General features: G+C 38.8%; 9 protein-coding genes. 8 read left to right on the forward strand and 1 reads right to left on the reverse strand.

Going from position 1 to position 13,806, the window contains the following annotated elements; genetic code table 11:
- The 3 genes from G7034_RS07890 to G7034_RS07900 form a co-directional block, all read left to right on the forward strand.
- The coding region (locus G7034_RS07890; RefSeq protein ID WP_166400423.1) for a T9SS type A sorting domain-containing protein at positions 1 to 288 on the forward strand (288 nt) is incomplete at its 5' end.
- Positions 289 to 380: 92 nt separating this feature from the next.
- Positions 381 to 572 (forward strand): hypothetical protein, encoded by a 192-nt coding sequence (locus tag G7034_RS07895; protein ID WP_166400424.1) that lies wholly within the window; start codon positions 381 to 383, stop codon positions 570 to 572.
- Between the two features lie 3 nt (positions 573 to 575).
- The gene (locus G7034_RS07900; RefSeq protein WP_166400425.1) at positions 576 to 728 is read left to right on the forward strand and encodes a hypothetical protein; all 153 of its coding nucleotides are present in this window, start codon (positions 576 to 578) and stop codon (positions 726 to 728) included.
- A gap of 130 nt (positions 729 to 858) precedes the next feature.
- Here the strand turns inward: G7034_RS07900 and G7034_RS07905 are convergent, their stop codons facing one another.
- Entirely contained in the window at positions 859 to 2,001 is a 1,143-nt protein-coding gene (locus G7034_RS07905; protein ID WP_166400426.1) for a helix-turn-helix domain-containing protein, read from the reverse strand.
- Positions 2,002 to 2,878: 877 nt separating this feature from the next.
- On the opposite strand from G7034_RS07905, the gene G7034_RS07910 reads away from it, so the two are divergent.
- The 5 genes from G7034_RS07910 to G7034_RS07930 all read left to right on the forward strand — a co-directional run.
- Positions 2,879 to 3,691, forward strand: a complete 813-nt coding sequence (locus G7034_RS07910) for a hypothetical protein (RefSeq protein ID WP_166400427.1) — start codon at positions 2,879 to 2,881, stop codon at positions 3,689 to 3,691.
- 307 nt (positions 3,692 to 3,998) lie between these two features.
- Entirely contained in the window at positions 3,999 to 4,805 is an 807-nt protein-coding gene (locus G7034_RS07915) for an Lcl C-terminal domain-containing protein (RefSeq protein ID WP_166400428.1), read from the forward strand.
- 78 nt (positions 4,806 to 4,883) lie between these two features.
- Positions 4,884 to 5,036: a hypothetical protein gene (locus G7034_RS07920; RefSeq protein ID WP_166400429.1), complete on the forward strand. Its 153-nt coding sequence runs from the start codon at positions 4,884 to 4,886 to the stop codon at positions 5,034 to 5,036.
- A gap of 119 nt (positions 5,037 to 5,155) precedes the next feature.
- On the forward strand, positions 5,156 to 6,904 hold the full coding sequence (locus G7034_RS07925; protein ID WP_166400430.1) for a tetratricopeptide repeat protein: 1,749 nt from the start codon (positions 5,156 to 5,158) through the stop codon (positions 6,902 to 6,904).
- 311 nt (positions 6,905 to 7,215) lie between these two features.
- A partial coding sequence (locus G7034_RS07930) for a beta strand repeat-containing protein (RefSeq protein WP_166400431.1) occupies positions 7,216 to 13,806 on the forward strand: 6,591 nt, incomplete at its 3' end.

Genomic DNA, 13,806 nt, shown 5'->3' on the forward strand with positions numbered 1-13,806 from the left:
AAATTTGATACAGAAACCATGGGTGTGGAAGATGAGGACAATAAATTATTTAGCCTCTACCCTAACCCAGCTAAAGACTTAGTGAACATTCAAACCAGCTTGGCTTTAGGCACAACAGTAGAAGTAAAAATCTACAATATGCTAGGTCAGCAGGTATATACCGCAAAACAAGAATTGAAATCACCTAGCTTAGAAGTCGATGTCAGTGCGTTTAACAGTGGCGTATATAGCGTAAAGTTAACCGACGAAGCAGGGAATCAACAAAGTAAGCAATTGATAAAAGAGTAAAAAGATGAAACACGCATGTATAAAGCTTCTACACACAGGATGATGATTATACGTGTCGCATCTGACCACTAAAAAACAATAAATATAAACAGATGAAAAAATCACAACAAATATTTACCGTAAACCTACTAAGTTTTTTTACCCTAACAAACATCTATGCTCAAGGTCTTGAGGATGCTATGGGTGGTTTCGAAGATAACGTCAATGACGTACCCATCAATTTCCTTATTCCCTTAGCTTTACTTGTTGGAGCTTACTTTGGCGTGAAAAAAATAAAAAAATAAGCCATGCTCAAGCGATTAAAAAACTTGACGTGGATTGATGTTGTGCTGTATCTATTGCACCTTGTTATTGCCATAATTCTAGTCAATATTGTCTTACTAGTTAAGGAGGAAATGCGACTTCAAGAAGAGATCAAATTGCTAAGGCAAAGTAGGTAAAGCAATCATCTATTTTAATTTAGTGTCCAGAAAACCACTTTTTAAATTTTAAGGGTGGTTCTTTGTTGATGGATGCAAAAATTTAGCTTTAAAGTAATTTAATTGCGCGTATTTATTCATTGAGATCAAGCTACAGCAGTTCGTTTTCAGTTTGAATTGATTGAACAAACTTGGTGGGTGTAGTATTGGTTATTCTTTTAAACGAACGGTAAAAGGTGTTTTTAGAGTTAAACCCAGATTTTGTAGCTAGGTATTCAACATCATAAGTTTTTAAAAAGTCATTGGTAAGTAATGAAATGCAATAGTTGATTCTAATTTGGTTAATCCATTCGTTATAACTTGAATATTCAGAATTGATTAAGTTTGATAATTCTTGTTGACTAACTTGAAGCAAAGCAGATAATTTGCTAATGCTCAAATCTACATCGGTAAAATAAGCCTTTTCTTCTACAAGTTTTGTTAGTTCGGCTAATTTGTTTGTTTTTTCATTGTCGTCTTCGGGGTATTCAACTTTAAAATATTTTAGCTTCCGCAAGATGTCTTGCTTCCATAAAAGATAAATACTTATGGTGAAAAAAAAGCTTATGGTAAGAATTGCGGGTAGTTTACTTAAAAAAGAGTTTTGTACTTCCTCAGTAATTCCAGGCAAAGTAAATACCGTAACAAGAAGACTCAAAGCAAAAATAGTTTGAAGCAAGGTAAAATTGAATCCCCATTTATATAGTTTTTTATCTTTTTCTTTTAGTGCCTTAGCATCAGTAGAATAAATCAAAATCCATTGTAATACCACATAAAGTAAAGGATGTACAAGCCTACCAATACTATTAACATATTCGGGTATTATACCAACATGATCTGTATAAGTTAAGCTAAAGTCTGAAATTAGTAAACGTACATAGGCTTCTTTTTCTGCTAAATCCATAAAATAGAATTTCAAATAAGAAATCAGAAATAAGACAAATGGTATAAAGTGAAGCCAATCATATGATTTGATTTGAATTTTTTTAGAAATGATAAAACGTAAATGAAAATAAGCAAATGGGCCAATTAGGTAAGTTATGGGCGCAGGAATTTTATAGAAATAGGGAACATACAAAATATACTCATACTTAATGAGTAGATAGAAACTAAAACAAAATGCATTAAGCACAAAGTAAAGGGCTAATGCATTGGTATGTAATTTATGGTGAAGAGGTTGTAGCTGAAAAAACAAATAAAATCCAACAATAAAGGATAAAACGATATTTATAAAGTAAATTAAATCTATAATCATAAACCTATTATTCAATGTAAGCAAACAAACCAATTAAATTAGTTTTAACATTGGACTTTAACTCTTGTAGAAATCCATTTGTCCTAAAAATCTACAAAGATAGCCTAAAATTATAGTTTATGAAAATATTTAAATCGGGTTAAAAGGATTAGCATTTTTTAACTGGACAATAACAAACCTTTACAAAAAATTGAGCTATCAGCTTATAAATCCTAACTTTTAATGTAAAATGAAGGCTTTGGAAGTTGGATGTTGGATACGGGGTGTGAAGCGCCCTAACCCCGCTGCAGCTAGGAATTTAATAACGAATATCGAATAATCAAGTGAGAAATGAGAACTAAGAAAATTTAAACGTAATAAGTCTCTGTGAACGCTGCGATCAATCTTAGTGAGCTCTACGTGAAAAAAAATAGAAATAACCTAGTTGAAAGTGTTGGATGAAAGATGCTTGGTGTTGGATGACAACATTGAAAATCAAAAAATTAAAATCTGAAATAAAATCTTTGTGCATCTGTGTCTTGGTAGTATATCAAAATTTAGACTTATCAATAACAAATAGCAAAAAAAACACCCAGGTAAGTGAGAAATGAAATCTTAGAATCGCGAAATAAAAAAATAATAAAATTGTTGATTACCTATCTGAGGAAATCTATATATTCAATCTAGGGGTTTTAAATTAGCTATCTAATTTCCCTGGATTGGTGCACCACAAAAGAGGCTTATTATTTTGTTTTTTGATAACAAAAATCCTTTTCCTTCTAAAATTAAAGCCTAAAAGAAATAAAAGTTGTGTCAAATTAGCTTTTTGGTACTAGTGTGCATTCAAATAAGAATAAAAAAAATGAGTGCTCCCCTATTTTTGTCAAAAAACAAACTTATGACTACAACATTTTTTAACTTAAAAAAACATGTAATTTCTATTTTTATAATCCTATTCTCGCTGAATCTGAGTATAGCACAAGTAGGGATTGGAACAACCGACCCGAAAACCACCTTACAAATAGAAGGGGAACCCACAACGACAACAACCGCAGACGGTGTTCGCGCTCCAATGCTTACACTTGCCCAGTTAAATGCTAAAATTTCGGCCTATGGTTCCGACCAAGATGGGGTTATTGTGTATATCAACGATGTATCTACTACACCGGTTACACAAACGGCTAACATTAACGCAACAGGTTATTATTTCTACGATGCTTCTAATGATGTTTGGAAAAGCATGGGAGGCACTACTTCACCACGAGCACCTGAAATAATTGGTTGGTTAGGGCTATACAATGACGCGAGTTCAACTGCAGCTTCAGAGAGAACAATTGGGAACTTACAATTTAGATGGAATCCAAATAATCATTACCTTGAAGTTAAAACGGTTTCAAGTACAAATTTCTACGAAGCAACCATGAAGCATTATTCTAATACTGATGGTTTTAAAACTTATATTGGAAGTCTAACTTCAAGTTATGAGACACAGTATAGTTCAACTCAATGGAAGCCTATTTATACAACTAGTGGAAATAATCCTCCCGTTGGTTTAAATTCTTATAATGAAATACATATAGAAATTTATGAACAAATTTATGAACAAGGTTCTTTTAATATTAGTGAACATGCTACATACTCCATTAAAACCTTTTTGAATGGTTATTCGGAAATCAGTTATATAGTCACTTACAATATCTTGATGCCATAATTTTTTTATTAATATATCTGTTGCAAATGAATATCAATTAAAGTAAGTTGGTAACCATTTGAAAATAATAATAGTAGGAATAAGCTGAAATATAATTAAAAAAAGAGAGCAGGATAATTAAATTTTAAAATGAAAGATGAAACACGAATATATAAAGCTTCTTCAAATATGAGCATGATCCCGATAGCTATCGGGACGTATCTCATCTGCCCAAAATGCGAAAGTCAGGCGGGTCTGATCTTAAAAAAACAATACTTGTAAACAAATGAAAAAAATACAACTTACAGTAATATTAACTTTTATAGGATTGAGCACCACCAACGCCCAAGTAGGAATTGGCACAACCGACCCAAAAACCACCTTACAAATAGAAGGTGACCCTGCAACGATAACTACCGCAGACGGGGTTCGCGCTCCAATGCTAACGCTTGCTGAATTAGATGCTAAAATTTCGGCCTATGGGTCCGACCAAGATGGAGTAATTGTCTATATCGATGATGTCACTACCCCTTCCACGGAAACAGAAACAGCTAAAATTACTTCTAAGGGATATTATTATTACGATGCGACTAATAATGTTTGGAATGCCATGAAAACAACCACCTATTCCGTAGGCGACTTTGCCCAGGTAGGCATCGTTTTTTGGGTAGACGAAACTGGGCAACATGGTTTGGTAGCTGCAAAAGAAGATCAGGATGGTGGCAGTGTTATTCAATGGTATAATGGTAATGATACTGATACAGAAGCTCATGGTGATGGTGTTTATGCAGGAGAAATGAATACCCTATTAATAATTGCAAACCAAGGCAGTAATTCAAATGATTATGCTGCAGGCGTCTGTGCCAATTATACGGTTACAGAAGGCGGTGTAACTTATGGCGACTGGTATCTTCCCTCAAAAAAAGAATTGGATTTAATGTATCAAAACAAGGCAACTATTGATGCTACCGCAGGGGCAAACGGAGGCAGCGGTTTTGCTAGTGCCTACTATTGGAGTTCTACCGAGCACGCATCCAACAATCAACTCGCTCGGAGGCTGGACTTCGGCAATGGCGGCTGGTTCGCCAGCCATAAGAACACCAATCATAGAGTTCGTGCCATTCGTTCTTTTTAGAGAACTCTTAATTTATTCTAATACGTATCTTAATAAGAAGCTAGAGTTATGTTAAGCATTTAAGGATAAAAATAAGCCATGCTCAAGCGATTAAAAAACTTGACGTGGATTGATGTTGTGCTGTATCTATTGTACCTTGTCATTGCCATAATTCTAGTCAATATTGTCTTGCTAGTTAAGGAGGAAATGCGACTTCAAGAAGAGCTTGAATTGCTAAGGCAAAGCAGGTAAAGCAACAATCTTGTTTTAATTTGGTTTTTCAGAAGCCACCCTTTAAGTATTTAAGGGTGGTTTTTTTATTGTTGGATAAATTTCATTAATTATATTTGTAGAATTATTTCTATTTTTAGATGAACTATACTTTTAATAAAACTTTTAAAGTCTGGCTAAAAGCCAGCTTAATCATAGGATTACTGATAACTTCGTGTTCAAAAAAAGAAGACAAATTGAATGAAACTTCCATTGAAAAAAAGTTATTCCTTTCTTCTGAAGTGACAAATGAGTATAAAAAATTAGCTACTAGAGAAAAATATAATTTTATAATCGATTTGCTAAAAGGCAGATTTAAAAATAAAAATGATGAAAAAGAATGGTTAGCTAAAAATCTTCCTACAATTTTACAAGATACCACCAACCTAAATTCATCTAACTTAACAGAACTTAACCATTTATTATTAAAAAAAGATTGTGTAAATGAAGCCGTTCCTTATGCCACAAAACTTTTAGCTAAAAACACAAGAATTCCAAAAGCAACAAAAAGTTCAACAGCATCCATTTTAGTAGCTTACTACAACTCAACTAAACAGGCAGATAGTTTAGGCAAGTATGTAGATATACTCGAGAGAAACATACAAGAAAAAGGTGATGAACTTTGGCTATACATGTCCTTGTATTCCAATAAAGGAAATTTAGCTAATTTAAAAGGTGAGTTCTTTGATGCAGCCATCAATTATCAAAAAGCCATCGATTATGCCAAGCCTTCCGATACTAAAAACTTAAGTGTTCTGTATCACAGCCTTGCTAGCATGTATCTAAATTTAGACTATATTGAAAAGGCAAAAGAATATACAGATTTAACCTTAGAACTCATAAATCCTGATGATATTCCTTTATACTATTACAATACACAAGGCATTATACAGGGAAAGGCTAAAAATTTTAAAGAGGCTGAAAAAACATTTCAAACCATAATTGAGAAATCAAAACAAGGGAGTCATCAGATGTTGTTAGCCCAAAGTTATTCTAACTACGGCAACTTAAAACGCAAAAAGAAAGAATTTGAAGCGGGTTTAAAATACCTAAGCTTATCAGACAGTATATGCAAAAAACTAAAGGTTGATGTTGGTATCTTCTACAATAAAATCAATAGAGCTGAACTATATTTTGACAGCAAAAAGCTTGATAAAGCACTTTCAGAAATCAATCCGCTAAAAGATTTTGTTGTTGATGCTGATAATCCTAAACTAAAAATGTCGGTCTATGAGTTGCTTTATAGAATTTATGATGACTTATCTCAAACCGATTTGGCTAATACCTATTATAGATTATACACCGAAAATAAAAACATGTACATAGGAGATTTGCCCAGGAGCGTGGTTAGCGAGTGGGAAGTAGCCAGAGAACGCGAAAAAAAACTTCAACTTAGTGTGGCTTATGAAAGTAAGCTACAAAAGCAAAATTCCAATAAATACTGGCTCTCCACAGGCTTTTTGCTTTTTGTTTTACTTTCAGTTATGGCTTACTTTATAATTTATAAAAAGCAATTGAAGCAGAAACAGCTATATCAGCAAGAAAGACAAGAATTACAATACCAAGTGCAGCTTAAGTCCAAAGAACTCCTCTCTACTACCATAAAAGAATTAAGCATTCAACGCGTAAAAGACGACCTCTTAAGCGACCTTAATAAAATACTAGACGACTTACCTAATGTGCATAAAAATAAGTTTAATTTGCTCAAACAAAAATTGATAGCGATCACTTCAAATGAGTTATTTTTAGATTTTGAATCCAAGTTAGACATTTCGTTTTCTACCTTCTACAACAAGCTAAAAGATGTTGCCCCAAATTTAAGCCCAAGTGAATTAATAGTATGTGATTAATCAAATTGAACTACACTTCTAAGGATATTGCCCTACTTACAAACCGTTCAGTGCGTACTATCGAAAATTCTAGAAGCCAAATAAGAAAAAAACTACAGCTGAAAAGCAATGAAAACTTGCAAATTTTTATTTTATCTATTTAACTGATAATGAGGCATATAACACTATTTCGGTAGGTAAATGTGAGGTGGCTTTAGTAAATCAGTAGGTTTTTGTGAGGTGTATTTTTCAAAATATATGTTTTCTAAAGTATATTTTTGAAAAAAAATATTCTTATGCGGTGTTTAAATTTTTTCTCATTCATAACTATAATGGTTTGGTCTGTTTTTAGTTTTAGCCAAACCCTAACCATTAGTAATAGCGGTGAAACTGGAACTTCTGGTAACAACTGGACGGCTTCAGGAAGCAATCCTGTTACCATATCCTCCACAGGTACAGCAGATGTAAACACCTCTGTGATAGAGGGCTATTTAAATGCGGGTACCAGTGTACTGTTGGAGGGCTCACTAATTAACGTAGCTAACGCCATAGATAAAACAGCTGGTGGAGATGCTACGTTAACGCTAAGAGCAGGCGGAACCGATACCGAAGGATATGGCAGGGCACAGATTAATGCAGATATTGAATCCACCTCAGGTGCCTTAAATATTGTGTTATGGTCGGATTACAATAATCATAACCGTGCTGGTGCTACGGCTAGTTCTTCAGCTACCATTACTACCAATGGCGGCCATTTTTGGATGGGTGGAAGTGCAACTACCCAAGGAAGCACAACCTGGAATGGTTTAACCGTTGGTGATGGCCCATCTGTAAATGACAATGGGTCTACCAACCAAAACGCTATTGACTTTGATGGGGTTACTCTAAGCACTAGCGGTGGCGATGTATTGATGTGGGCTGCTCCTGGTGACGGTAGTGGTACGCAAGGAATTAATTTTCATACTTCATCATCAGTCAATACAGGAACAGGGGATATTATCTTAGCAGCAGATGTGCTTACTGGTGCATCTACGTTAACGTCCACGGGGCATTTATACTTAGTGCCAGATGGAGGTGCTTACGGAGGTTCCGTGACTTGGAGTCATAACAATGCTTCCCCAAATATTGATGTAAGTGGCACCTTTGATGCCTTAACCATTAATACTTTCAATAGTTTAGGTGGTTTTACGATTGGGGAGTACACTGGAATGACTGGTGTTACCTTTTCCAATACTTCAGACATAACTGTTACGAATTCTATAGATGTTGCCGGACCCGTTACGGTGTATGGCGACAACATTACCTTGGATAATAGCCTAAACACCACATCGGGTGGTGCAAATGGCGATATATTAGTGAAGGCATCTGGGGATATTAGCCTAACTGCCAATGAGTCGATAACGACATCTGGTGGCGATGTGATCCTTTGGGCCAATAGCGATAATCAGGTAGCTAATGGAAGTATATCCTTAAGAAAAGCTTCATCCATTACAACGGGATCGACAAGTGTAACCGGCGGCTCTGTTTGGTTAGGAGGTGGTGTCGATGGGGGCACATGGAATGGTTTGAGTGTAGGACAGGGCTATGCGGTTCCCGGAACTTTCTTTACTCCTTCTGACGGGGGGAGTGATTTTGAAGCTGGCGTTTATTTAGAACGCAGCTCCATAGAATCATTTGGTGGAGAGATAAAAATTGCTGCTGATGCTTCAACAGGAGCAGCTGGACTCATTACTTATGGTAATACGGTTAATATTGATGCTGGCTCTGGAGCCATTCAGATTGAAGCACAGAATAGTGTAAACTCAGGAAAGCATAACGGAATCATGTTTGGAAATCATGACATTAGTGTAGCCTCTACGGTCAATATTTTGTCTTCTTCTCCTGCTGATGCCATTACCATAGAAGCCCATGGGAGTGGAACAGGAAATGCTATAGGAATAAGTGGTACCTTGAATATCGTTTCTTCAGGCGGCGGTGATGTTTTAATAAGCGGTGATGCGCAAGGTTCAGGAAGAAGTATTGTTTCGGGCAGCTATTACCATGGTCTGACAAATATCTATGCTAATTCAGGCCGTATTACTTTAGACGGTCATGCTAATGGTGTGGTTGTAGCAGCCGCTGTTAAAAATGGACAAACTACTGGTCCATCCGAAATAAATATTGGTCAAGGCGGTTCTATTACATCTTCAACAAGTGATGTATTCATCACGGGCGATGCCATTGATATTGGAGCAGATGGAATGGACATTGTTAGCTCGGGATCAGTAACCGTAGAGCCATCTAACACTAGTTTTAGCAGTGGATTTTCCTGGCCAATTAGTAATCTTAGTTTAGATGCTGCTGTAAGTGGGTTAACCTTAGGGAAGACCAGCAATACACAAGTTATGACGATTGCAAGCGCTACTTCGATTGCCGGTCCGATATCGGTGTATGGAGGACAAATTAATGTTGATGCTAATTTAACATCTACCGCTACTTCTGGCACAGGAATAACCATTACGGGCCCGCGCATTATTCAGAATGACGGGATAGATGCTACTACTTCAGGCGCCGACATCAGCTACACAGCGAATGGTTATGTTACTGAAGGCACCGGTGAAACATTGATTGTACTTGACGGGTCTTCGGGTAATAAAACCAAATTAAATGCCAACGGAGGAAATATTTCGCTGACAGCGAGTTTTGGAGCCGGTGGGGTGGATGGTGCTATAACCCGAACTATTGCATTCAGTGATGCTGAAATACGCACCTCAGGCACGGGTCAAGTCAGCCTAACGGCCGATGCGACCAACCATCCTAATACCACCAATACAGCCTGGGGTATGCAGCCTGGTAATGCTAGTATTATTACTGAAAATGGATCTATTACCTTAGATATGACGGGTGGGTCTGCGAGTTCGAATTCACGAGGATTGGGTTTGGATGGAAATAGTATGCAGCTGCTCTCAGAGACTGGTACGATAAGCATTCGTGACCGCCAACCAGCCGGTCTGACGGGCAATTACAATGGATTATATCTACGACCAAGCACGGCCAATGCCATTCTCTTTGGTGCCGATGGTAGTGAAGTAATTAGCAGTAGTTCCGATGTGCTGATTCAGGCTGATAAGGCTACCTTCGATATAACCACTACTCGTTTTAACACCACGGGTGAGCTTAGCATTGAACCTCTTTCGGCTAGTTTTGGTAGCGCCTTTACTTACCAGAATATCAACTTGGAAAGTACGGTAACCGGTTTAAGGCTGGGTAAAATGGGGAATACCGCAGATGTAACGATTGCGACAGCTACGAATATTGCAGGGCCGATTGCGGTCTACGGCGGCAACATCGCCGTTAACCAAAACCTCACCTCCAACGCAGCCGGTGGGGATATTCTACTCAAGGGTACGGGCAAAATTACCTTGGCTGCCAGTAAGACTATTCAGTCAAACAATAGCGACATTGTTCTTTGGGCCAATTCGGCAGATGGCACGTCTGGCGGCATCGATATCAACAACAATGCAGGAATTAATTCGGCCAATGGTTCCACGAACCAGTTAACGGGCGGAGGCTCTATTGTTTTAGGAGGTGGTAGTGCTACCAGAACCCTAGCATCCGGCATGGTCGTACCAACTGGGGCCTCCAATGGCACCGGCAGTAACATTTCGGGCATTCATCTCGGTACGGAAAATCAATCGACTGACATCGGCATCTATTCGGGTGGTGGTGATGTATCGCTCAGTGGTGTTTCAACAAGTGGTAATTACCAAGGCGTGCAATGGGATGAGGATGGTTTGATCGATGCAGGTAATGGGTCAATTTCGATTACCGGCTCTAGTGCCGAATGGCACGGCATTGAACTTGGCGCCTATGGCGGAAAGTTCACCCTCAAGGCCGCAAACGGTGTTGCGATAAACGGTAGTTCGTCAGACACTGGTGCCCGTGCAGGTTTTCAGGGGTCAGGCGACATTATCGTGTCAGGTAATGGTGCCATTGACCTAACTGGGAATGCACCTAACTCTTCATACCATGGTGTCGTTTTTGGCGGTAATGCACTCGCGGCATCTGGCGATATTACATTTGACGGCGGTGCGAAGGGCATACAACTAAGCAGTGTCACGATTATTGGCAAGGAGGCATCGACAAGCGTAACGGCTAGCTCTAGCAATGTTCATTTAACAGGTGATGTTGTTAACTTCAATGCGTCAAGCACTATCAATACCACCGGCACGGTGACTGTTCAGCCTAACCCCACAAGTACGAGTTTCAGCAGTACTCTGGATCTGACAAGCAATCTAGCGCTATCCAGTGATGTTAGTGGATTGACCGTTGGCAAAGATGGCAATACCGCCAATATCACCATTAATAGCGCCCAAACCATCGCTGGGCCAATTTCGGTATATGGTGGCAGCATTGCCGTTAACCAAAACCTCACTTCGACTGCCAGTGGTGAAGACATTTTACTCAAGGGATCAGGAAGTATAACTTTGGCTTCAAGTAAAACAATTACTACAAATGCCGGTGATGTCATCTTATGGGCCAATCGTAATAATGTAACCTCTGGTACCGGAAATCACGGCATCACTTTGGCAGGTTCGAATACCGTATCTACTTCTGGCGGCAAAATTGTCTTAGCTGGTGGATTAGATGATGGCGGTAATGGCGGAACAGGCAGTGATGGAATTCCAGATGGATATTCATATAGCGGAAGCAGCTCAGATCAGGGCATAGAGTTAGCGAATGCCGCAAGCCTGCTATCAGGTGGTGGAGACATTCTCATACGAGGTGCAGGAGGAACTAAAGAAGGCATAATAGCTTCGGATCAACTTTTAATCGATGCAGGTACAGGTGTTATTGTTATAGAAGGTAAGTCTTCTGGATTAAAAGGCATTAACCTTGGTAGCAACACTCCTAATATTGCCATTACCTCTGCTAGTCCACAGATGGCGGCTATTGTTATCACGGGCACGTCTACAACCAATGTTTATGGGATTGACCTGGGCAATACATCTGGAAGCGGTAATATCTTGATTCAATCCACAGCTGCTATAGGGGGTGGAGTGACCATAACAGGCACTTCCAAAGGCAATATAGGACTGCATAACAGAATCAATAACGGACGAACACAAATTTTAAGTAATGCAGGTGATATCAATATTACGACTAACAATACTGAAAATAATAAATTCGATTTTTTTGTCGCTTCACAACAGGGCTTTTATGTTGGTGAGCGTTCTGATAGCCAATCGGTTAATGGCGTTACTCCAGTTACGGGATTTACCGGCAATGTAACGATCACTGCAAGGCATTCTATAAATTTAGAGGACGCTTTAAACATTGAAAGTGCAGGCCAAAACGCAAATATTACCTTAACGGCAGACAATATTGATGGTTCTGGAACTGCTACGCTCACAGCAGGAGGGGGGTTGGTATACGAGCCGTATTCCGCCAGTTTCTCCGAAGCGCAATCTTGGCCGCCGAATAATTTAACGGTATCGAGTGGCTTTAGCCGCCTCCGTTTGGGCAAAGAGGGCAATACTGCCAACATCACTTTTGGTTCTGCAACAAGCATCGCCGGTCCAATCACGGCTTATGGAGGAACCATAACCTTAAACGCCGATTTGACTACTACCAACGGCGGCGATATTTCCCTTTACACAGATAATGCATTGGGGGGATTAACCACGTCAAGAACCCTTACCGCAGCAGGTGCGTTTAAATACATTCCTAGAGGGACTACTTTTTCAGCGGATGTAACTTATCCGATAACCAACTTAACGGCTTCAAGTACAGGTTTAACCATTGGTAATGCAACCAACGACAAAAACATCACGATTAATGCAGATGTCACCGGCGATGCGGGTATTGAGTTATTTGGAAATGATATAGATATCAATGCCAATTTAGAAACTACTAATTCAGCCAATTTAGAGTTTAAAGGCAATACCACTATTGCCGCAGGCCAACACATTGCTTCTAATGGTAACTTTACCCACGATGGCGATTTGCTCTTTAAATCTGATGCCACTAACGGCGATGCTTACTTAGGAAGTATTGACGGAACCTATACCAAAACTTCAGGAACCGTTATCACTGAAAAATACTACCCCGCTCAACGCGCCTTTAGAATGGTAGCTAGCCCTGTAGATGGAGGCAGCCTATTTGACAACTGGCAAAACGGCGGTGCTAATGAAACGGGGATTGGAACCCATATTACTGGTGAAGTAGGAACTGTAGGACAGCACAATAGTACAACAGGGATAGATTATACAATTTCAGGGAATCCGTCGATGTTTTACTTCGATAGTGGCTGGCAGGCAGTTGCTGACAGCAAAAACAGAGACCTAGAAGCAGGCGTGCCTTATCGTTTGATGGTACGTGGCGATCGTGGAATTGATTTATCAAGTAATGAATCCACACCTACACCCACAAAATTAATCTCAACAGGGACTTTAAAAGTAGGAAGCATTACACCAACTTTCCCAAGTGCAACCGCAGGCAGCAATACCTTTGCTTTTATTGCGAATCCTTATCAATCGAGGATTGATGTGAGTGAGGTTCTTGCTGCAAATTCAAATACTGACAGCAACCAATTATGGGTGTGGGACCCGATGATTAACACGCGTGGCGGTTTTGTAACGATTGATCAATTTTCTTCAGGAAATGGAACGACAACTCCTACTAGCTCAACAGCCACTAAATTCATTGAACCTGGACAAGCCTTCTTTATTCAGTTAACAGGAACAAATTCAACTATTTCTTTTACTGAAGATGTAAAGGATGTGACTACTGCACTTGACAAATCAGCGCCATTCAGCGATAATCAGATGAGCATGTTGTTGGATTTAAAAAATGAAGGAAATCAGGTTATTGACGCGATTCGTTTGCGTTTTGCTACTGATGGAATTACTGAGGTAGATGCAGCAGATATTGCTAAAATGGGG

Origin of the sequence: Psychroflexus maritimus, from assembly GCF_011089875.1 — a bacterium.
Taxonomy (GTDB): Bacteria; Bacteroidota; Bacteroidia; order Flavobacteriales; family Flavobacteriaceae; genus Psychroflexus; species Psychroflexus maritimus.

Excerpts from the sequence above, each read along its gene's own strand:
- G7034_RS07895 (WP_166400424.1), top strand. The coding sequence starts at position 381 with ATGAAAAAATCACAACAAATATTTACCGTAAACCTACTAAGTTTTTTT.
- G7034_RS07900 (WP_166400425.1), top strand. The coding sequence starts at position 576 with ATGCTCAAGCGATTAAAAAACTTGACGTGGATTGATGTTGTGCTGTAT.
- G7034_RS07905 (WP_166400426.1), bottom strand. The coding sequence starts at position 2,001 with ATGATTATAGATTTAATTTACTTTATAAATATCGTTTTATCCTTTATT.
- G7034_RS07910 (WP_166400427.1), top strand. The coding sequence starts at position 2,879 with ATGACTACAACATTTTTTAACTTAAAAAAACATGTAATTTCTATTTTT.
- G7034_RS07920 (WP_166400429.1), top strand. The coding sequence starts at position 4,884 with ATGCTCAAGCGATTAAAAAACTTGACGTGGATTGATGTTGTGCTGTAT.
- G7034_RS07925 (WP_166400430.1), top strand. The coding sequence starts at position 5,156 with ATGAACTATACTTTTAATAAAACTTTTAAAGTCTGGCTAAAAGCCAGC.